This window comes from Arthrobacter sp. zg-Y769 (genome assembly GCF_020907405.1).
Lineage (GTDB): Bacteria > Actinomycetota > Actinomycetes > Actinomycetales > Micrococcaceae > Arthrobacter_B.
The window spans coordinates 124,637-144,615 of record NZ_JAJJOE010000016.1; the positions used below are offsets into that span (position 1 = coordinate 124,637).

The 19,979-nt window shown below is 67.5% G+C and carries 24 protein-coding genes; 12 read left to right on the forward strand and 12 right to left on the reverse strand.

The window, feature by feature from the left end; translation table 11 throughout:
- Positions 1-122 precede the first annotated feature (122 nt).
- Both LOC60_RS15050 and LOC60_RS15055 read left to right on the forward strand, forming a co-directional pair.
- Positions 123-494, forward strand: coding sequence for a DoxX family protein (locus tag LOC60_RS15050; RefSeq protein ID WP_230026451.1), 372 nt, complete (start codon positions 123-125; stop codon positions 492-494).
- Positions 491-1,465, forward strand: a complete 975-nt coding sequence (locus tag LOC60_RS15055; protein ID WP_230026452.1) for a hypothetical protein — start codon at positions 491-493, stop codon at positions 1,463-1,465. Before LOC60_RS15050 ends, LOC60_RS15055 begins: the two co-directional genes overlap by 4 nt.
- Before the next feature lie 45 nt (positions 1,466-1,510).
- Here LOC60_RS15055 and zapE read toward each other — a convergent pair whose 3' ends face one another.
- Positions 1,511-2,575: a cell division protein ZapE gene (gene zapE, locus LOC60_RS15060; protein ID WP_230026453.1), complete on the reverse strand. Its 1,065-nt coding sequence runs from the start codon at positions 2,573-2,575 to the stop codon at positions 1,511-1,513.
- A gap of 137 nt (positions 2,576-2,712) precedes the next feature.
- Here zapE and LOC60_RS15065 point away from each other — a divergent pair, with 137 nt between their 5' ends.
- The 3 genes from LOC60_RS15065 to LOC60_RS15075 are packed head-to-tail and all read left to right on the forward strand — an operon-like array spanning position 2,713 to position 4,270.
- Positions 2,713-3,003: a DUF1540 domain-containing protein gene (locus LOC60_RS15065; RefSeq protein ID WP_230026454.1), complete on the forward strand. Its 291-nt coding sequence runs from the start codon at positions 2,713-2,715 to the stop codon at positions 3,001-3,003.
- Positions 3,004-3,021: 18 nt separating this feature from the next.
- The gene (locus LOC60_RS15070; protein ID WP_230026455.1) at positions 3,022-3,876 is read left to right on the forward strand and encodes a restriction endonuclease; all 855 of its coding nucleotides are present in this window, start codon (positions 3,022-3,024) and stop codon (positions 3,874-3,876) included.
- 13 nt (positions 3,877-3,889) lie between these two features.
- Positions 3,890-4,270, forward strand: coding sequence for an RNA-binding S4 domain-containing protein (locus tag LOC60_RS15075; RefSeq protein WP_230026457.1), 381 nt, complete (start codon positions 3,890-3,892; stop codon positions 4,268-4,270).
- A gap of 18 nt (positions 4,271-4,288) precedes the next feature.
- Here LOC60_RS15075 and LOC60_RS15080 read toward each other — a convergent pair whose 3' ends face one another.
- Positions 4,289-5,815, reverse strand: a complete 1,527-nt coding sequence (locus tag LOC60_RS15080) for an acetyl-CoA hydrolase/transferase family protein (protein WP_230026458.1) — start codon at positions 5,813-5,815, stop codon at positions 4,289-4,291.
- Between the two features lie 171 nt (positions 5,816-5,986).
- Between LOC60_RS15080 and LOC60_RS15085 the strand changes: the two genes are divergently transcribed.
- The 3 genes from LOC60_RS15085 to LOC60_RS15095 are packed head-to-tail and all read left to right on the forward strand — an operon-like array spanning position 5,987 to position 9,371.
- Complete coding sequence (locus LOC60_RS15085; protein ID WP_230026459.1) at positions 5,987-6,754, forward strand: tyrosine-protein phosphatase; 768 nt, start codon at positions 5,987-5,989, stop codon at positions 6,752-6,754.
- 8 nt (positions 6,755-6,762) lie between these two features.
- Entirely contained in the window at positions 6,763-8,589 is a 1,827-nt protein-coding gene (gene nhaA, locus LOC60_RS15090; protein ID WP_230026460.1) for a Na+/H+ antiporter NhaA, read from the forward strand.
- A gap of 23 nt (positions 8,590-8,612) precedes the next feature.
- The gene (locus LOC60_RS15095) at positions 8,613-9,371 is read left to right on the forward strand and encodes an SDR family NAD(P)-dependent oxidoreductase (RefSeq protein WP_230026461.1); all 759 of its coding nucleotides are present in this window, start codon (positions 8,613-8,615) and stop codon (positions 9,369-9,371) included.
- A 32-nt stretch (positions 9,372-9,403) separates the two neighbouring features.
- Here the strand turns inward: LOC60_RS15095 and LOC60_RS15100 are convergent, their stop codons facing one another.
- The 6 genes from LOC60_RS15100 to LOC60_RS15125 form a co-directional block, all read right to left on the reverse strand.
- Positions 9,404-10,171: an SDR family NAD(P)-dependent oxidoreductase gene (locus tag LOC60_RS15100; protein ID WP_230026463.1), complete on the reverse strand. Its 768-nt coding sequence runs from the start codon at positions 10,169-10,171 to the stop codon at positions 9,404-9,406.
- 50 nt (positions 10,172-10,221) lie between these two features.
- Positions 10,222-11,481, reverse strand: a complete 1,260-nt coding sequence (locus LOC60_RS15105; protein ID WP_230026464.1) for an MFS transporter — start codon at positions 11,479-11,481, stop codon at positions 10,222-10,224.
- Between the two features lie 42 nt (positions 11,482-11,523).
- On the reverse strand, positions 11,524-12,189 hold the full coding sequence (locus LOC60_RS15110) for a peptidyl-tRNA hydrolase (protein ID WP_230026465.1): 666 nt from the start codon (positions 12,187-12,189) through the stop codon (positions 11,524-11,526).
- A 78-nt stretch (positions 12,190-12,267) separates the two neighbouring features.
- Positions 12,268-12,687, reverse strand: coding sequence for a hypothetical protein (locus LOC60_RS15115; RefSeq protein ID WP_230026467.1), 420 nt, complete (start codon positions 12,685-12,687; stop codon positions 12,268-12,270).
- Positions 12,688-12,769: 82 nt separating this feature from the next.
- A complete protein-coding gene (locus LOC60_RS15120; protein WP_230026468.1) occupies positions 12,770-13,306 on the reverse strand; it encodes a hypothetical protein in 537 nt (178 codons plus the stop codon).
- Complete coding sequence (locus tag LOC60_RS15125; protein ID WP_230026469.1) at positions 13,306-13,890, reverse strand: hypothetical protein; 585 nt, start codon at positions 13,888-13,890, stop codon at positions 13,306-13,308. Before LOC60_RS15125 ends, LOC60_RS15120 begins: the two co-directional genes overlap by 1 nt.
- Before the next feature lie 169 nt (positions 13,891-14,059).
- Here LOC60_RS15125 and LOC60_RS15130 point away from each other — a divergent pair, with 169 nt between their 5' ends.
- Entirely contained in the window at positions 14,060-14,227 is a 168-nt protein-coding gene (locus tag LOC60_RS15130; RefSeq protein ID WP_230026518.1) for a hypothetical protein, read from the forward strand.
- On the forward strand, positions 14,217-14,438 hold the full coding sequence (locus tag LOC60_RS15135) for a GNAT family N-acetyltransferase (protein ID WP_230026515.1): 222 nt from the start codon (positions 14,217-14,219) through the stop codon (positions 14,436-14,438). The genes LOC60_RS15130 and LOC60_RS15135 overlap by 11 nt, the downstream gene beginning before the upstream one ends.
- Before the next feature lie 20 nt (positions 14,439-14,458).
- On the opposite strand, the gene ligK is transcribed toward LOC60_RS15135, so the two are convergent.
- The 3 genes from ligK to LOC60_RS15150 are packed head-to-tail and all read right to left on the reverse strand — an operon-like array spanning position 14,459 to position 17,392.
- On the reverse strand, positions 14,459-15,142 hold the full coding sequence (gene ligK, locus LOC60_RS15140; RefSeq protein ID WP_230026470.1) for a 4-carboxy-4-hydroxy-2-oxoadipate aldolase/oxaloacetate decarboxylase: 684 nt from the start codon (positions 15,140-15,142) through the stop codon (positions 14,459-14,461).
- Positions 15,135-16,190, reverse strand: coding sequence for an amidohydrolase family protein (locus LOC60_RS15145; protein WP_230026471.1), 1,056 nt, complete (start codon positions 16,188-16,190; stop codon positions 15,135-15,137). Before LOC60_RS15145 ends, ligK begins: the two co-directional genes overlap by 8 nt.
- Entirely contained in the window at positions 16,187-17,392 is a 1,206-nt protein-coding gene (locus LOC60_RS15150; RefSeq protein ID WP_230026472.1) for a 4-oxalomesaconate tautomerase, read from the reverse strand. The genes LOC60_RS15145 and LOC60_RS15150 overlap by 4 nt, the downstream gene beginning before the upstream one ends.
- Positions 17,393-17,609: 217 nt before the next feature.
- On the opposite strand from LOC60_RS15150, the gene LOC60_RS15155 reads away from it, so the two are divergent.
- The gene (locus tag LOC60_RS15155) at positions 17,610-17,981 is read left to right on the forward strand and encodes an SdpI family protein (protein ID WP_230026474.1); all 372 of its coding nucleotides are present in this window, start codon (positions 17,610-17,612) and stop codon (positions 17,979-17,981) included.
- Between the two features lie 335 nt (positions 17,982-18,316).
- Here LOC60_RS15155 and LOC60_RS15160 read toward each other — a convergent pair whose 3' ends face one another.
- Positions 18,317-18,982: a GntR family transcriptional regulator gene (locus LOC60_RS15160; RefSeq protein WP_230026475.1), complete on the reverse strand. Its 666-nt coding sequence runs from the start codon at positions 18,980-18,982 to the stop codon at positions 18,317-18,319.
- A 160-nt stretch (positions 18,983-19,142) separates the two neighbouring features.
- On the opposite strand from LOC60_RS15160, the gene LOC60_RS15165 reads away from it, so the two are divergent.
- Complete coding sequence (locus LOC60_RS15165; protein ID WP_230026476.1) at positions 19,143-19,919, forward strand: NAD(P)-dependent oxidoreductase; 777 nt, start codon at positions 19,143-19,145, stop codon at positions 19,917-19,919.
- Positions 19,920-19,979: the final 60 nt, after the last annotated feature.

Sequence of the window (19,979 nt, forward strand, 5' to 3'; positions counted from 1 at the left end):
CCGTTGTTGCGCAGTTCCCGGGCAGCAGACCATGCTTGGGTTGTGATGGTTCCATTGGTTCCACCGGTTCCACCGTTTTTATGCGCCGACTCCTGCCCGCATACAGAAAGTCGCTTATACCCATGCTGTCTTTGGTCTTGTGGTTAGTCCAACTGCTACTGGCGCTGCTTTTTGCCGGAGTCGGATTCGTAAAAATCACCCAAGGCCATGCCCGGCTCAAAGAGAACCTCCGCTGGCCCGAGGACTTCTCCGCAGGCACCGTGAAATTGATCGGTGTCCTCGAAGTCCTGGGAGCGGCCGGGCTGATCATCCCCGAGGCTACCGGGACCCTTCCCGTGCTGACGCCGATAGCCGCCTCGGCGCTGGCCGTGCTGATGGCACTGGCCATCCTGGTCCATGTCCGGCGCGGCGAACGCAACCGGATTGGCCTCGCGGCCATCCTGATGGTGCTTTCCCTGGTGGTGGCGCTGGGCCGGTTCGGTGTCTTCGGGTGAGTGCCGCAGACCGGCAATCCCCGCCCCCGCTCGGCGCCGCCGTCGCCGGCCTCTACGCGCTTCTGCCCTCTGAGTTCACTGCCGCCCGCAATTCCCGGGCCGCCGACGCCGCCCGGGCCGGGGACAAGGAGCTGGCCAAGCGGATCAAGGCCCTCCCGAAGCCCTCGACGGCGGCCTGGCTCGTCAATCTGCTGGCGGACCGGCGGCGCGAGGACCTCGAGCAGGTCCTGGAGCTGGGAGCGGCCCTGCGCGAAGCCCAGGAAGACCTGGACCAGAAGCAGCTCCGGCGCCTGAGCACCGAACGCCAGCGGCTGCTGCGCGCAATCGTCCGCGAAGCCCGCAGCCTTGCCGCCGAGCTGGACCACCCCGTCAGCGAATCATTGGCAGCCGAGGCCGAGCAGACCCTCTGGGCCGCGATGACCGATCCCTCGGCGGCCGACGCGGTTGCCAGCGGACAGCTGGTCCGTTCCCTGGCGGCCAGCGGCTGGGAAGAGGTGGACCTGGACGGCGCGGTTGCCGACCCGGACTCGGTGCCCCACGGTGCCGGAGGCAGATCGGGTACCCGCCCGCTGTCCGGCCGCGGCGCTGCCGGCCAGGACAAGGACGCCGGCCAGGACACTGCGGCGGTACGACGGCGGCAGGCTGAGGCCCAGCGGGCTGTCCGGAAGGCGCAGGCCGAACTTGAGGAAGCGGCAAACGGCGAGCGCCAGGCGCAGGAGGCGCTCGACGCCGCCCAACAGCAAGTGGACGAATCCGCCGGCCGCCGGGACGAGCTCACGGATGAAATCGACGAACTGCGGGAACGGATCCGGCAGCTCGAGCGGGAGGTCGCAGCCGTGGACCGTCGCTCCGGGAAACTGGAACGCGAACGGGACAATGCCCGGCGCGCCGCCCGTTCCGCCCGTCGGACGGCGGAGAAGGCCCGGCAGAAACTCGTGGACGCCCAGGATCTGGCCGACGGCGGGAGCTAGCGGCCGCGGCCGCTAGCCATCGGGCAGCCCAGCCATCGGGTCCGCCTAGCCGCCGGCTGCGGGCAGCTGCTGCAGCATTGAGAACCGGCTGCGGATCCGCGCCAGGTCCGTGGGGTGCGCCGTCCCGGGGAACAGGCCGTCGTAATCCGGCATCCCGATGACATCCAGGCGGCACCCGGCGTCGTACAGCACGTCCACCACATTGCCGAAGCGCTGCCATCCGTAGGGGTTCGACCCGTCAGTGGGCGGCACTGAGCTGATCACCCAGTGCCGGTGCGTCTGCGCCAGGTGCAGGTAGTCGGAGGTGGCCGACTGGGCGTGGCAGAGATCCTCGAAATCGAACCACACCTGCGCCCCGTCCGCTCGAAGAGCCTGCAGCGTGCGGGTGCCCGGCGTCAGCTGCATCCGCTCCCCCGTGCCCGGCCGGACCAGGCCGATGTCGGCGAGCAGCCCGTCCTCGTCGCTGCGCAGATGGTGCCCGGCGGCGAAACCGGCCGTGTTTCCGGGGCGGGCGCGGTAATCCGTGTCCCCGTCCAGCTCCAGGACCTGCAGGTGCTCGGTGATCAGTGCAATTCCGGGTTCAAACAGATGATGGAACATCTCATCCGGAAGCAGCTCCGGCGGAGCGTAGTTGGACGTGGCCACCAGGACTATCCCGCGGTCCAGCACGGTGCGGAGCAGGCGGGTGATGAAGGCTGCATCGGCCGGGTCCTTGACATGGAACTCGTCGAAACACAGCAGCCGGACCGACCCCAGCATCCGGTCCAGGGCCACGGCGAAGGCCGAATCCTGCCGGTAGCCGGGGTTCCCGTAGCCGGCGAAGACCAGGCTGTGCAGCTCCCGGAAAAAGTCGTGGAAATGCAGCCGGCGCTTCTCCGGGATGTCCACGCTCGTGAACAGCGTATCCAGCAGCCAGGTCTTGCCCCGGCCGGGCGGTCCCCACAGGTACACCGAGGAATTCCCCGGCGCGGGTTCCGAAGACCGTGCCGCCGCTGCCGCCCGGTTCAGGGCCGGAAGAACGGCCAGCTGGGCCGCGTCCAGGTCCAGGCCGGAGGCGGCGGCGGCGAGCTGGAAAGAGTCGGCGGCGTCCGGGGCCTGCGTTGCGGTCATCCTTCCGTTCTACCCAACGGGACGGCACAGGCCAAACCGGTCAAATAGGGTAGGGAAATTCGCGCTAATTATTCCCGCACGACGGTGGTACGTTCGAAACCAGGCACGGAGAGAATGACCACCTTTTTGGAGGAACCATGACCGATCATGTTGCCCAGGTGCAGGACTGCACGGTGTCCAGCTGCGGCTTCAACCATGAGGGCTGCACCGCCTACGCCATCACTGTCGGCGGCACTCCCGACCACGCCAGCTGCGCCACGTTCATCGATACGTCCGCCACCGGCGGCCTGCCAAAGGTCCTCGCCCAGGTGGGCGCCTGCCAGCGCAATGAGTGCCGGTTCAACAACCACCTGATGTGCGACGCCCATGATGTGCGGGTGGGACCGGGCGCGGAACTGGCGGACTGCCTCACGTACCAGCCGCGCTAACCGGTGGCCTCAATCCTTTTGGCCTGGAATACGGACCTGCCTGATCCCTGGCCGGGCGGTTACGGTCCGGCGGTTGCTGCCCTGGCCGACGGCGGCACCCTGCGCCGAAGCATGCCGCTGGCCGGCTCCCGGCCGGACGCCGGAACCGAAGTCTGGCTCGTGCTCTCCGGCAGCAGCGGGCGGGGACCGCGGGGGCTGGCGGGCCACGGCGTCGTCGTTCCGCCGGGCATCGGGACGTCCGCCGACGCCGTCACGGTGGACTTTGATCGGCTGCTGCCCCTGGGCGAACAGGTGCCCGCATCCCTCCTCGAGGAAGATCTTCCGGCCCTGCCCCGCCTCGACGGCACCATGCCCGTTCCCCCTGCCTCGGTTCCCGCGCTGCGGCGGCTTTGGTCAGGCTTCCTCGGATCCGGACCGGATCCGCTGAGCCCGGTCCCGGGCACCCTGGCTGCCGGCGCACTGGGTCTGCAGCGCGTCAACGCCTACGAACACGACGGTGAGGCCCGGCGGCTCTGCCTGGCCTTCCACGGCAACTGCTGTACGGCCTGCGGGCTGGTCCCCGCGCAGCGGTACGGTCCGGGAACCGACGCGCTGATGCAGGTACACCATCTGTCCCCGGCCGCCGATCTCGCCGCGGAATACGTGCTGGATCCGGTCTCGGACCTGGTGCCGATGTGTCCCACCTGCCACGCGGTGGCGCATACCCGGGTTCCGGTCCCCTACACCCCCGCCGAGGTCCGCGGCCTGCTTGCCGCCGCACCGGATGCCGCAGGACGGGCAGGTGGCGGGGACGCCGTCGTCGTCGGGTCCCTGGTCAGCGCGGAGCAGCAGCAGGCGCTGGAAGACGCTGCCCGGCTGCGCGGACTTCGCTAGACTCGGAACTCCCATGAGCATTCCAGCGAGCACTTCCAAATCCGTCCGGGTGGACGCCTGGCTGTGGGCTGTCCGCGCCTACAAAACCCGGTCCGCGGCCACCGCCGCGTGCCGGGCCGGCCACGTCCGGTTGAACGGCAATCCGGCCAAGGCCGCACAGCCGGTCCAGCCCGGGGACACCGTCCGGATCCGGCAGCCCGGCTTCGAACGGATCCTGGAGGTACGGCAGCTGATCGCCAAACGCGTCGGTGCCGAGGCGGCGTCGCACTGCTTCATGGACCACACACCCGCCCGCCCCGCGACTCCGGCACTGGGTATTCCGGTCAGGGACCGGGGTGCCGGCCGTCCCACCAAGAAGGACCGCCGCGAACTGGACCGGCTGCGCGGGAGCTAGCCCCGCCGCCGACCGTTTTTAGCGGACGACCGGCTCGGGCAGGCTCGTTCCCGTTTCCACGAACCGCTGGTGGAAGGACAGGGACTCGTCCAGCAGATGCGGAGTGTGCTTGCCCAGGCTGTCCCGGCTGGCACGCTCGAAGTAGTCCTGCAGCAGCGGCTGGAAGTCCGGGTGCGCACAGTTCTCGATGATGGTCCGGGCCCGCTGCTTCGGGGAAAGGCCACGCAGATCGGCCAGGCCCCGCTCGGTGATGATGAGCATCGTGTCGTGCTCGGTGTGGTCCACATGGGCGGCCATGGGAACGATTCCGGAAATCTTCCCGCCCTTGGCCGTGCTCGGGGACATGAAGGCGGAGAGGAAGCCGTTGCGGGCAAAGTCCCCGGAGCCGCCGATGCCGTTCATCATGGCCGTGCCGGCCACGTGGGTGGAGTTTACGTTGCCGTAAATGTCGGCTTCGATCATGCCGTTCATGGCAATGCAGCCCAGCCGGCGGATCAGTTCGGGGTGGTTGGAGATTTCCTGGGTCCGCAGGATGATGCGCTTGCGGTAGAAGTCGATGTTGGAGTTGAATTCCTCGATGCCCGCCGGGCTGAGCGAGAAGGACGTTGCGGAGGCCACCTTGATCACGCCGTCGCGGATCAGGTGAAGCATGCCGTCCTGGATCACCTCGGTGTAGGCGGTGAGACCGGTGTACCCGGCGGTGGAGAGTCCGGCGAGTACGGCGTTGGCGATGTTGCCCACCCCGGACTGGAGCGGGAGGAGCTTGTCGGTCAGCCGTCCGGCCTTGATTTCGGATTCAAAGAAGTCCAGCAGGTGCCCGGCGATCTGCTGCGAGGTCTCATCCGGCGCCGCAAAGGGGGTCATGCGGTCCGGGGCGTCGGTTTCGACCACGGCAATGACCTTCTCCGGGTCCAGGCGCAGGTAGGGCTCACCGATGCGGTCATCCGGGTTCACCAGCATGATGGGTTTGCGGTGCGGGGGCAGCGCGGTGCCGTAGTAGACGTCGTGCATACCGTCCATGGCTGCGGGCTGCTGGCGGTTCACCTCGATGATGACCTTATCCGCCTGCTCAAGCCAGGTCTTGTTGTTGCCGACCGACGACGACGGTATGAGGCTGCCGTCCTCGTTGATACCGACCACCTCGATCACGGCCAGGTCAACGTGCCCGTAGAACCCGAACCAGGTGTACTGGGCCACGTGCCCCAGGTGGATATCGATGTACTCGAGTTCGCCGTCGTTGATCCGCTTCCGCAGTGTGGGATCCGACTGGTACGGCAGGCGCAGTTCCATGCCGCCGGCCTTGGCGAGCACCCCGTCGAGCTCCGGGGCGGTGGAGGCACCGGTCAGTACCTTGATCTGGAAGTCTTCGCCCTTTGCATGTGCCGCTTCCATCTGGGCGGCGAGCGCCTGCGGGACGGCTTTGGGGTAGCCGGCGCCCGTAAAACCGCTCATCGCCACCGTCATTCCCGGTCTGATCATGGCCGCGGCCTGCTCGGCTGTCATAACGAGTTTCTGGAGTCCGGGATGGGAGATGCGACGGTGCATAGTGGAGCCTTTCGAAGAGCGAGATCGAATTCACCCTATCGTCCTGTGAGCCGTGCCTCATAGTCGGGTGTCGGGGCACACTCCCCCGCGGGTTGCCGCACGCGCCTAAGATTGTGCCAAACGGCGCCGTCGGGCGTCGCCGGCCGGAAGACCCAGACTAGGAAGCCTGCCATGCCGAAACGCCTCGTTCCCGTCCCGGCACCGCTGGCAAACCTGCGCGACCTGGGCGGAATTCCGGTGGACGGAGGGAAGATCCGCGTGGGCCTGGTGTTCAGGGCCGACGACGTCGCCACCACCACGCCCGAGCAGGTAGCCGAACTGGTGGCGGCCGGGCTGCACACGATCATTGACCTGCGCTCCGAGGACGAGGCACGGCACACGGGACGCGGCCCGTCCGCGGACCACCCGATCCACTATCTCTCCCTCCCCATGACCGAGGCGGCGGGCGCTCCGGCGGAACTGGCCGGACAGCTGCTGGCCTCTGTCCGCACACCGGAGCACGTGGGCCAGTGGTATGCGAAAATCTTCGCCGCACAGAAGGAGGCCCTGGTGCGGGGGCTTCAGGCCGTGGCCGATTCCCCCGGGACGGTGTTGTTCCACTGTGCCGCCGGCAAGGACCGTACGGGCTTGTTCGCCGCTGCCCTGCTGGCGGTGCTGGGGGCAGGACCCGATGCCATCGCCGAGGATTACGCCCGCACCCAGGACCGGTTGCCTGAGGTCTACCGCCGGATGGGGCTGGCGGAACTCAGCGGAGGCTACGGCATCCCGGCGGACCACCCGGTGCTGGCCGCCCACCCGGCGGCAATGCGGTCGATGCTGGCAGCCCTGGACACTGCTGCGGACGGTGCCGTTGCCGTGCTGCGTGCCGGCGGGCTCACTTCCGATCTGGCCGGCCGTCTGCACCGCAGGCTGGTGCAACCGGTCCCGGCGCAGGTGTAGGGCGTCCAATGCCCGGCCGCCCGTATCGTCTTACCACCCTCGCCGGCGCGTCCGGCGGAGGTGCGGAAAAGCGCCCCGCCGCCCTGTTGCTGCTGGCCACAATCGTGGCGGTGCTCTGGGCAAATGCACCGTTTGCCGGGTCCTACGAACACTTCTGGGAATCCACCGTCGAGGTCCGTGCAGGCAGCATGGATCTGGAGCTGACCGCCCGGGAGCTGGTCAACGACGCGCTCATGGCCGTGTTCTTCTTCGTTGTGGGGCTTGAGGTGCGGCGGGAGTTTGCCCTCGGGGAGTTAACCAACCGGTCCCGGGCGGTGATTCCGGTGGTTGCTGCAGCAGCCGGGATTGCCGTGCCCGCCGTAGTTTTCCTGCTGTTCACCGCGGGCACGGAGGACGCCGCGGCGTGGGGCGTGGTCATCTCCACCGACACCGCATTTCTGCTGGGTGCGCTGGCCGTCGCCGGGCCGCGGGTTCCCGGCAGGCTGCGGATCTTCCTGTTGACCCTCGCGGTGGTGGACGATATTGCCGCGCTCAGCATTATTGCCCTGGTCTATACGGAACATCTGGAGCCCGTGCCGTTGCTGCTGGCCTTCGCCGGGCTGGCTGCCGTCGCACTGACCCGCCGGTTGCCGTACGGGCGGGGCGCCGTCTACTCCGTCCTGGCGGTCCTTATCTGGCTGGCCTTCTACGCTTCGGGGGTGCACCCGACGCTGGCCGGCGTCGGTATTGCCCTGCTGGTCCCGGTGTTTCCGCCCGCCCGGCAGGACGTGGAACAAGCGCTGGAGCTGACCCGCGTTTTCCGCCAGTCCCCCAATTCCCGGTATGCCCGGGCGGCGGTGCACAGCGTACGTGAGTCCATCTCCATTAACGACCGACTGCACAGCGCCTATACCCCGTACGTGGATTACGTGATCCTGCCGGTCTTCGCCCTCGCCAATGCGGGCGTGAGACTGGACTGGCAAACACTGGAACAGGCCCTGCGGTCACCACTCGCCTGGGGTATTGTCTGCGGCCTGGTGCTGGGGAAGTTCACCGGTATTTTCGGTGCGGCAGCAGTACTGCACCGACTGCGGATAGGCGAGTTCGGTCCCGGGCTGACGCTCGGCCGCATTGCCGGCGGCGCCGCCCTCTCCGGCATCGGATTCACTATCGCCCTGTTCATCATCGGCCTGGCCATCGAAGAGCCCGCGGTGCGGAACGAAGCACGGGTAGCGGTCCTGGCCGGGTCACTGTTGGCGTTCACCGCGGGAGCCCTCATCTTCAGGATCGTGGAGAGGAAGCGTCCTTCCGTTCCCGTAGGCGAGGTGCTGGCCCGGCCGGTGGATCCGTCCCGTGACCACGTTGTGGGCCCGGCGGAGGCACCGTTGACCCTCGTCGAATACGGGGACTACGAGTGCCCGTTCTGCAGCCGGGCCACGGGGACCATCATGGAAGTACGGGAGTATTTTGGTTCCGACCTGCGCTACGTCTGGCGCCATTTTCCGTTGCCCAGGGTCCACCCCAACGCGGTGTCAGCCGCCGAGGCCGCCGAGGCCGCGGCCCGGCAGGGCCGCTTCCGGGATTACAGTGCCCATCTTTTCGAGCATCAGGACAACCTGCTCCCCGAAGACCTGCTGGATGCGGCGGGGGGCCTGGGCCTGGACATGGACCGCTTCGAGGCAGACCTGCGGTCCGCGGAGGTACGCAACCGGGTCCTGGATGATGCATTGGACGCCGAGTCCATGGACCTGCGCGGAACGCCCACGTTCTTCATCGGGCACCGCCGGCACCACGGCCCCTATGACGCCGCCACGCTGATCCGTGCCCTGGAAGCGTCACGGTCGGCGGTGCCATAGGCGCTGCGGGTACGCTCGGGCGCATGGGTAACAACACGTTGGTCACCGGCGCCGGCCGGGGCATCGGAGCAGCAATCGCAGCCGCCCTCGCGGAGGCCGGCCACACCGTGGCGGTCCATGCCGGGCACGACGCCGAGGCTGCCCGGCGGGTGGCCGACGCGCTGCCCGGGTCCGGGCATGCCGTCGTCGTCGGAGATCTGGCCATCCCGGCCGAGTGTGAACGGATCTTCACCGAGGCCGTTCACCAGCTTGGCGGCCTGGACGTGCTGGTGAACAATGCCGGAGTGTTCCGGGCCCAGCCGGTGACGTCCGGGTCCTTTGCCGACTGGCAGGACGCGTGGCGGCAGACCCTCGACGTGAACCTGATGGCGCCGGCGAATCTCTGCCGCCTGATGGCCGAGCACCTGATCCAGCGGCCTGTGGGCCCCTCGGGCGGGCGGCTGGTGAATGTGGGCTCGCGCGGCGCCTACCGGGGAGAGCCGGAGAACCCGGCCTACGGTGCCAGCAAGGCCGGGCTGCACTCACTGACCCAGTCCCTCGCCGTGGCGCTGGCACCGTACGGGATCTTTTCCGCCGCCGTCGCACCGGGATTCGTGGACACCCGGATGGGCCGCCCCGCGCTGGAGGGAGCCAGCGGCGCCGCCATCCGGGCGCAGAGTCCGTTCAACCGGGTCGCGGAGCCGGAGGAAGTGGCTGCAACTGTGGCCTGGCTCGCCGCGGATGCCCCGGAATGGGTCAGCGGCACGGTGATCGACGTGAACGGTGCCTCGCACCTGCGCTGACCTCACCGGGCGGCACGGGCAAGGCTGAACCCTTAGGCCTGCTGCGGCTGGCCGTTGCTGGCCGTGGTGCCGCCGTCAACCGGCAGGATCGCGCCCGTGATGAACCGTGCGGCGTCGGAGGCCAGGAACAGGATCGCGTCCGCGACCTCGTCCGGCTGGCCTGGACGGCCCAGCGCGATCCGTTCGGCGAACTTCGCCTTCTGCTCTTCGTCGTCCTTCTTGTCGGCGGTGAGCTCGGTCCAGATCAGGCCCGGTGCCACGGCGTTCACGCGCACCCCGTCCTTGCCGTGGTCCAGGGCGACGGCACGGGTGAAGTTGTTGACCCCGCCCTTCGCCGCGTTGTAGGCGCTCATGTTCCAGTCAGCGGCCATGCCGGAGACGGAGGAGGTGTTGACGATGCAGCCCTTGGATTCGATCAGGTGCGGGATCGCGGCCTTGGTGCCGTAGAAGACGCCCGACAGGTCCGTCTCGATGACCCGGTGCCATTCCTCGACGTCGGTCTCCTCGACCGGCCCGTTGGCCAGGGTACCGGCGTTGTTCACCAGGATGTCCAGGTGCCCGTGCTGCTGCACGGTATCCTCGACGAGCTTGCGGATGTCGTCCCAGTTGGCGGAATCGGCGACGACGGCGGTGGCGGTGCCTTCGGGCAGGTCGGCTGCCGTGGCGGTGATTTTCTCTGCCACGGTGTCGGTCAGGACTACGGTGGCTCCTTCGGCAACGAACCCTCGGGCCGCTGCCTCGCCGATGCCGGATCCGGCGCCGGTGACAATAACGACTTTGCCCTCAAAACGGTTATTCATCTGCAAGCCTTCCTCGTGTCTAAGCAGGGTACAAGCGGTTGCGCCAGTCCTTACGAACCTATCACCGGGGGTTTCGACACCGCTTCCAGTTCGTCATCCACAAACCGCGGTGCGGCTGCACGGATGCCGGCACCGACCATCACGACGGCTGAGGCAATCAGGAGCGCCAGCGGCAGGGTCCAGCTGCCGGAGGCATCGTGCAGGGCACCGATGGCGAACGGTCCCATGGCCGCCAGCAAATAGCCGACGGGCTGGATGAAGCCCGAGAGCTGCGCGGTAACCCGCGGTTCCCGGGAGCGGGCGGTGATCAGCGCCAGCGCGGTGGGGAAAGCGAATCCGCCCACGCCCAGGAACAGCGCCCAGAGCCAGGGCAGCGTGTCCGCAGCCAGCAGCAGCCCGCTGTAGCCTGCCGCCATGCAAACACCGAGGCCGGCAATGTAGGTCCGCAGGCGCGGTGAGCGTGCCACCAGCACGGGCATGATCAACCCGCCCGGGATGCCGAGCCCGGCAATGATCGCCGCCATCAGTCCGGCGTGTGCCTGCTCCAGTCCGGCATCGCGGTAGATCTGTGCGGCCCAGCCGAACTGGACGTAGGCGTGCATGGACTGCACACCGAAGAAGATGCTCAGGGCGACGGCGGTGCGGGAGGAACGCATGCGGGTCCCGGCGCGTTTTCCGCCGGCAGTAGCAGCTACCGGGTCCCGCCCGGTGCGCAGAAGCAGGACCGTCCAGAAGATAAAAGCCACCAGCGCCGCGGCACCCCACAATCCCAGGCTAAGCCGCCAGCCCTCCGGATCCGTTCCGGCCAGGATGCCGCCGAACAGCAGCGGCAAGGTGGCCCCCAGGGCGAGGGTGGTGCCGTAGACCGAATTCAGCACGGGCAGATGCCTGCCGGCGTGGCGCTTGATGAAGGCCGGAACAAGGATGTTGCCCACCGCCATGCCGGCGAAGGCCAGCACAGTCAGCACCAGGAACAGTGCCGCGGAATCCACGAACGAACGGACCAGAAGTCCGGCGGCCACCGTCGCGAGGGCCAGCACAATAGAGCCGTTGATTCCCGTTTTGCGGGAGAGGGCGACGGCGAGCGCTCCGACGGCAGCGAAGGTCAGGCCCGGCAGCGCCGTGAGCACCCCAGCAGCGGTGGCATCCAGGCCCAGCCCGGCCTGCAGCTCTGCCAGGACCGGCCCCACTGATGAAGCGCCGGGGCGCAGGTTCACCGCTACCAGGACCACTGCCATGCCAACCAGCCAGAAGGGCAGGGGGCGGCTCCGCCCGGTGGTTTTTGCCGGTGTCCCTTGGGTCTCGCTCACCCGAGTCTTTTTATCACGGCTCCGGTTTTCCGGACCCATGTGTCAGACCGGCAAACCGGGGGCCGGGCTGAAGCTGGCCGAATCCACAAACGCCGTCGCGGTGTCCGGCGCAATCTCGGTCATGCCGGCGTCGACAATCAACGGACCGGCGCCGGGACGGGCGGCCAGCTCTGCAAACTGGTTCCCCGCCGTGAAGCGCACGCCCGCCGGTTCTCCGGAGTCCTGCCAGGCCTGCCGTGCGGCCGGCTCCAGCTGCAGGTACCAGGACAGCAATGCGTGCGCTGCCTGCGCGGAGGCCTTGCCGGTGGACATGTCCAGATCTGCGTTCAGGACGATCACCGGGGCGATTCCCGGCCAGGGCGCCGGGTCCTCGTCCGGCAGCTGGGTCCCCGAGACCTGCAGCTTGGCGAGGTTCTTGGGCATCTGCTCGTAAGTCACCGGTTCGAAGGCGATCGCCTGCGCACGGCCTACCGTGACCGGGCCCGACGGCGCTTCGGCGGCCAGCCGCTCAAAGGTACTGGGATTCGCCCGGCGGACGGTCTTCGTGAACCGGCCATACAGCCAGTTCTCCCACGCTTCACTCTCCGGGATGGCCGTGTAGGCCCGGACGCTGGCGACGGCGGCAGCGGCAACGGCGTCGCGGTGGGCGGCGGGATCTGTCTTGTCCACGAGCAGGACTATGGGCTGGACTTTGTCGAACGGCTGCATGCTTCCAGTTTTCCATGTCCGCGGTGGCGGGCTGATCTCAGGCCAACCAGAGTGCTTCGGCTCCGGGTGCCTCGAAACCTATAGCTTGATGGCTGCAGCCATCTCGTTGACGAAATCCTCGGTTTCGGCGGCGTTGCGGAATCCGTAGGAGACTTCCCGCACTGCCTCCTGCCGGGAGCGGGGCACCGCGTGGTACTTGACGGCGGCAAAATTGCCCGGTTCGGCCACGGGGCCCACCAGCGGACGGCCTTTCATTCGGGCGAACTGCCGCAGGGTCGGGTCGATCCGCCACTGATCCGTCTCCACCCAGAAATGGTCCCCCATGCCCGAGCTTCCGCTGGCCACCCGCACATCCTCCAGCCCGGCGGCTGCCATTAGCCAGGCGAGCGTGAACGACGTCGGAGCGCCCAGCCCTGACCCGTAGGGAATATGGGCCTCCGCCACGGCTGCTGCCTGTTCTGCGAGGTCGGTGGCTTCCTTGAGGCTGAGTGTCTGCATAGTTCTATGTTCTCAGCCGTTGGGCACAAACCTTGCCGCCGTTCCTGCGGCCGGGCTGCGGGGTGCTCCACCGCCACCTGGTTCAGGCGGCTGCCCCGGTGTCCGGACGGCGCATCCGGTCAGTCGCACGCCGGACGGGCGGGTCACCCTCGGCGTTCTGCAGCAGCCGGTCGAAGTCCATCAGCCCCACGTCACCGCATTTGAAGGACATCCTGGCCTCGGGCCTGCTGCCGGCCGCGCTGGGCTTCAGCCGTCCGGTGAGGGCGATGCGCAGCTGCCCGCCGCCGTCGTCGTTGACCTGCAGCTGCCGTTTCGCGGCCAGTTCGCGTACGCCCTTCGTATCCACCGCGGGAGCGTTATAAAAGTACTCACGGACCACCAGGGTCAGGGCCTCTGCGTCCACCCGGTCCTGCCGGGGCCAGCGGACCAGCTTGTCCGTGACTGCCTGAACGGGGTGGACAAGGAACCCGAACCCAATAAGCAGCGTGGCCAGGTCACCGCCGCCCATCACGAGGAACAGCAGTGCTGCCACGCTCAGGCCCACGATGGTTCTCACCGAATGGGGATGCCGGGGACTAAGCGGAACGGTGGCCAGTACCGGTTGGATCTGCGGGGACATCAGGACCAGCCTCCCTTCAGCCCTGCCAGTGCCTCTGCTTCACGGGCCAGCCTGGCTGCCTCGTGCAGTTCGCGGTCGGAGCGGCTTCGGCTGTGGATCAGCGGGTCCTGCTCAACGGCCGCTTCGAGGGAGCGAAGCCGGTTTCGGTGGTTCTGCGCCGTCTGCGCCAGCTTCAACTGCGCCTTGGAACTTGTCAGTTTTTGCATCAATTCCTCCACACGGGATTCCTTCGCACGGACAACCTCAAAATGGTGGCGCGCCGTGGCTTCAATGCGTACCGCCAGGTCATACATGCGGCGCGCGGTTTCGGCGAGCGTGACGGCTTGGCCTGCGGCCAGCCGGTCCTCAGCAACCACGGCTTCCAACGCTCGCAACCGGATTTCGTAGGCACGCGTCACCGCACTGTAGTGCCGCATCACTTCCCAGGCTGCGCGCATCTGGTTCCTCGCCACGTCCTGGCGTGCCGCAGTGGCGGCAATCGCCGCATCGAGCCGGGCACAAGTCTGGGCGTAGATGTCCACGGGCTCCGGAGCCCCGAACTGCACCTGCGCTATTCTGCGGACCCGCCTGAGGTTTTCGCCCACAGCTGCCTCTCTACAGTCTGTCGCTGGACCGGGAAAGAGTGCCGCGCCGGATTCGAAGCGTATGGCTCCCGACGGCGGCAACGGTGAGCCGGTCCATTAACCCTGCCCGCGCCCGGGCCGCCGGGTCAATGGACGGAGCCCGATTGCGGCCCTGTGGGAGACTGCACGCATGGAAATCCGTCCCGCCGCCCTGCTCAATGGTTCCTTTTCCGTGCGCAGGGCGGCACGCGACGACGTCGGGCCGATCGTGCGTCTGCTGCAGGCCGACGCGCCGGGGTTCCCAGCCGGTTCATCCGACGCCTACACGCTCGAGCGGAGCGACCCGGCTGCAGGTTGAAGCCGTCCATGTCCGTGCCGATCTCCGGTCCAACGGGCTCGGTACGGCCATGATGGACTGGGCGGCGGAGGGCCGGCGGAACGGTGCGGAGCTGGTCCAGCTCACCTCCAACGCGAAGCGGGACTCTGCCCACCGCTTCTACCAGCGGCTGGGCTTTGAGGCATCCCACATCGGATTCAAGCGAGCCCTTCCTCCGCTCGCGGAGCGGTAGGGCGCCGCCCCGCACGTGCGCTAATCGATGTAGCGCAGCCCCGCTGCTTCCAGCGGACCCCGCATCTTGTACATGTCCAGTCCAAGTTCCCCGGCCGCCAGGCGTTCACGCTTGTCCGCTTCGTTGTCCTCGCGCTTCCTGGAGGCTTCGGCCACCTCCGCGGCACGGTCCGCGGGAACAACGACGACGCCGTCCACGTCCGCGACCACCACGTCGCCGGGGTTCACCAGGGCGTTGGCGCACACTATCGGCACGTTCACCGATCCCAGGGTCGCCTTGACCGTGCCTTTGGAACTGATGGCACGCGAGAACACGGGAAAGTCCATCTCCTGCAGTGCTGCTGCGTCGCGGCAACCGCCGTCGATCACCAGGCCAACACCGCCGCGTGCACGCACCGAAGTGGCCAGCAGCTCGCCGAAGAAGCCGTCTTCGCTCTCCGTGGTGCAGGCTGCCACCAGCACGTCGCCGGGCTGCAGTTGCTCAACGGCCACGTGCAGCATCCAGTTGTCCCCCGGCTGCAGCAGCACCGTCACCGCCGGGCCGCAAAGTCTGGCCCCCGGGTAGACGGGGCGCATGTAGGGGCGCATCAGGCCCAACCGGCCCAGGGCCTCGTGCACGGTGCTGGTGCCGTACGGGGCCAAAGCCTCGATATCGGCCTGCGGGGCACGGGTGATGCTGCGGTGGACCACTCCGAGTTCATGCATGGGTGCTGCTCCTTTGGGGTTCCCGGCCCTGCCGCGTCAACAGCGCATCCAGGCGCGGATAGACGGCACGGGCATTGTGCTCACGGATATCGGCGAGTTCCTCGCCGGCCAGGCCCGCCGCAGCCAGGTACCGCCCGGTGTCATCGAAATTGAATCCGGTGCCCGGATCGATGTCGCGCACCGCTCCGATCATCTCGGAGGCGAAGAGGATGTTCCGGGTGGGCATCACTTCCAGCAGCAGGTCGATGCCGGGCTGGTGGTAGACGCAGGTGTCGAAGAAAACGTTGTTCAGCAGGTGTTCCTCCAGCGGCGGCTTCTTCAGCGCCATGGCCAGCCCGCGGAAGCGCCCCCAGTGGTAGGGCGCGGCCCCGCCGCCGTGCGGAATCACGAACTTCAACTCCGGGAAGTCCTTAAAAAGGTCCCCCTGGATCAGCTGCATCACCGCGGTGGTGTCCGCGTTGAGGTAGTGCGACCCGGTGGTGTGGAAGGCGGGATTCACGCTCGTACTGACGTGGATCATCGCCGGCAGCCCGTATTCGACCATCTTTTCGTAGATCGGGTACCAGGAGCGGTCCGTCAGCGGAGGGGAGGTCCAGTAGCCGCCCGAGGGATCCGGGTTGAGGTTCAACGCGACGGCACCGTATTCGTTGACGCAGCGTTCCAGCTCCGGAATGCACGACGCCGGATCCACCCCGGGTGACTGCGGCAGCATGGCCGCCGGAACAAAGCGCTCCGGGAAAAGCTCACTGACGCGGAAGCACAGCTCATTGCAGATGGCCGCCCAGGCGGCGGAGGTGGAGAAGTCCCCCACGTGGTGCGCCATGAACGAGGCACGGGGCGAGAAAACGGTCAGGTCGATGCCGCGCTCATCCATCAGGCGCAGCTGGTTCGCCGAGATACTTTCGCGCAGCTCGTCATCGCTGATCACCAGGTCCGCCGGGTCCGGGGCGGCCACGCCGGGATCGGCGAGCGCCGCAATCTGCCGGTCGCGCCAAGTGCCCAGGGCCGGCGGGGCGGTGGTGTAGTGGCCGTGGCAATCGATGATCATCGGGCATTCTCCTCTGCTGCTGCCGCCCCGGCGGTCCGGAGGCGGCGCGGAACCAGAACTTCGCCGGCCATAATCAGCCGGGCCGTGCGCAGCAGTGCGGACTTGGTGACGTGCTGCGGGTCCTTCGGGTCCAGCCCGAGTTCCACGGTGAATTCCCCGGAGGGGTGCTCCACCGAAACCGTCACGTCCCCTCCGGTGCCGGACTCGTTGAGGGTGCTGACCTCCCGGGCCACGGTGCCGTCAATGACGCAGGCGGTGGCAGCGGTGACGGCTGCCAGCACACCGATGGATTCGTGGCAGACATGCGGGATGAAGCTGCGGGTGGTGAGTGTTCCCCCGTGTGCGGGCGCAGCGATCAGCGTCATCTTGGGGTAGTTCCTAGCGGAGACGTCCCCCAGCCCCATCAGGTGCCCGCTTTGGAGCCGCAGTGCCTCCAGCGTCCGCTTGAGTTCGGTGTCTCGGTTCAAGTCGGCGGCGGACTCGTATCCGGTCCGGCCCAGGTCCTCGGCCCGGACCATCACCAGTGGTTGGCCGTTGTCGATGCACGTGACGCGGACCGGGCCTACGCCGTCGAGCTCCAGGGTGTCGCTGGAGTGTCCGGTGGGAAGCAGCGAGGCGCACACGGAACCGGCCGTGTCCAGGAAGTTGATGGTGACCGCTGCCGCCGTGCCGGGAACGCCGTCGATACCTGTCTCACCGGCGTACTCGACAAACCTGCCCTGGTCCCCGGACGGCGTCGGAATGCTGATTTCAGCCACCATGCCCGTGTTCAGCGTCAGGACCCGGGCCGTGGTGGTGTCACTGTCGGGAACGAGCAACCCGGCCTCCACCGCGAACGGAACGACGGCGGCAAGCATGTTTCCGCAGTTGGCAGTGGTGTCCACGGTGTTCCCCGTGGGCTGGAGCTGCGCGAACTGGAACTCCAGGTCCACTCCGTCCCGGCTGCTGGCATCCACGATCCCCACCTTGCTCGTGAGCGGATTGCCGCCGCCGAGCCCATCGATCTGCAGCGGGTGTCCCGATCCGAGGGCGGCCAGCAGCAGCTCGTCCCGGCGCTGCGGGTCAGTCGGAAGGTCGGCACGGCGGAAGAACGGACCCCGGGAGGTGCCTCCGCGCATAAACCAGCAGGGGATGCCCATCTGGCTGCCGCGGGCGCGTACGGACGCCGGGAGAGACGAGAAAAGCTCTGGTGTGGTCTGCACCACAAGAATGTACCTCGTCAACGATATTGTTGACAATAACGGCAACAAAGGCCTCTGCGGCCGATCCAGTGCTCCCCGACCGACTGCGGGAGGTCGGCCTCGTCCCGGCGGTCGCTCGACCTATGCGTTAGATTCGATGGTATGACTACGGGGATATATGTTTTGGGCAGTCCGCTGCCGGCCGGTTTCGGCCTGCTTCATCTGGGAGCAGCAGTCCATGTCTGAGGAACTCGGCGGCCTGATTCCCCTCTTGCTTGTCCTCATCTTCCTGCCGGGCGTCTGCGTTGCAGTTACACGCCAGGCAGCTGAAGGCCTTATCGGGGCGAATGCTTCCATGGGGATCCGCACCCGCCACACAAAGGCGTCCGATGAGGCATGGATTGCCGGACACAGCGCAGCCTTGCCTGTGGTGAAGAAAATGTGGCCCGTTGGTGGTTTCGGGCTGGTGGCGGCTGTGGCTGCACAGGTGCTGGCCGGAGGTCCGACGGGTATCGGTATCACTTTTCTGGCCCTGGTCTTCCAGATGGTGATCCTCTTCCGGGCAGCCGCAGCCGCCAACCGCGCCGCGCGCTCGGTAGACGGCGACTAGGTCCACCGGGACAGGACGTCACCTGCACGCGGATACCGCAGGGATTCCCGGTCTGCGGAAGGTGAGCACCCCCCGTGGCCCCACGAGCAACACCGGCACCACCGGGTGGGCAAGTGTGCTGCCGGGGCGCACCTTCCGTACAGCTAATGTCGGGACCGCTTCACCTTCCGTACAGCTAAGGACCCCTAGGCCCCCCGCAGGTCGCCTTAGCTGTACACAAGGCAACGCGCAGGCCGCCTTACCTGTACACAAGCGGCGGCCGTAGGCGCACCCCCGCCAAACGGGGGCCACCACCGGGCGGGAAGCTGCGTCGAGGGGCCAGGGGAAGCAGGAACTTAGTGCGTTGAAACAGGCCCTGCCCGGCGAATGGCATCCGCAATGCTGACCATATGGGCTTCCATCATCCTGGCGGCCTGGTCTCCCTGCCCGTTGCAGATAGCCTCGATGATCTCCACGTGCTCGGGCAGGGAGACGCCGGCCCGCCCGGGCTGGACAGCCAGCCGAAACTGATGGCGCACATTCTGCGCCCGCAGCCTTTCAATGGTGGCCCCCGCCGTGCCCTGGCCGCTGATTTCCACTATTCGGCGGTGCAGCCTGGAGTTGATCTCCGAGTAGCGCATCAATTCTCCGGCCTTTACGGCGGAGGTCATTTCATCGGCCATCTGCCGGAGTTCGGACGCCTGGCCGGCGTCGATCCGCTCTGCGGCTTTTCGGGCACACAGGGCTTCCAGGACGCCGCGGACCTCGATGATTTCCACCGCTTCGTCCACCGGCACGGACCGCACCCGCGCGCCGCGGTTCTGCACCCGTTCCACCACGCCTTCAACGGCAAGCTCGGCCAGGGCGGAGCGGACGGCGCTGCGGCTCGCGGAGAACCGGGTGCACAGGTCCGCTTCCACGAGCCGCTGGGACGGCACAAGCTCGCCTTCAAGGATGGCCGCACGGATTGAGTCGGCCACCTGCGCAGCGTTACTGGTGGTAGCTGCTGCATTTGTTGTCATCGGTAACTCCTTGGCGAAACGGATCCGTCTCCCCGTCATTTTGGCTGTCACGCCAAGTTATCACTGCCCCGCGGGCTATCGGCCCCCGTATCGGGGGCGGCGCTTGGAATTGTTGACAATCATGGCAATAATCAGCGGACACGTACGAGAGGACACAAAAATGACTGCGGTGACGGTACTGGGACTGGGCGAAGCCGGACGTCTGTATGCCCTCGGGCTGGCGGAGGCGGGGGCCGAGGTCAGAGGCTACGATCCCTTCACCGACGCGAGGGCGGCCGGCATCCGCCAGTTCGATTCACTGGCCGAAGCCGTGGAGGGAACCGATCTGGCCATCAGCCTGGTCGGAGCCGCTGCGGCCCGCAGCGTCGCTGAGCAGGCGCTTCCGCTGCTGCCGCCCGGTGCGCTGTTCGCGGATTTCAACACATCCGGCCCGGAGGACAAGGCCGAACTTGCGAAGCTCGCCGCAGGCTACGGCGTGCCGCTGGTGGACGTGGCCGTAATGGCCCCCGTTCCCCGCGCCGGCAGCCGCACCCCGCTGGCGGTCAGCGGATCCGCGGCGGACCGGTTTGCCGCCCTGATGGAAGGACTCGGTTCGCCGGTGGAGACGGTTCCCGGCGCTCCGGGTGCGGCGGCCGGACGCAAGCTCCTGCGCAGTGTCTTCATGAAGGGACTCGCCGGGCTGGTACTGGAATGCCAGGCGGCTGGAAAGGCGGCGGGCTCCGAGGAGTGGCTGCTGGCGGAAATTGCGGGGGAACTGGGCCCCGACGGCACCGATCTGGTCGCGCGCCTGATTCAGGGCTCGCACACGCACGCCGTGCGCCGCACCCATGAGGTGGAAGATTCCCTGGCGTACCTGCGCGGACTAGGCACTCCCGGCTGGATGACGGAAGGCACGCTCCGCTGGCTATCCTCCCTTGCCAAGGCTGGAAACCCCTGATCCACATTGTCTGCGAAATTGTTGACAATACGGAGGGTCGCTGGTTGACTCTCAGCACCG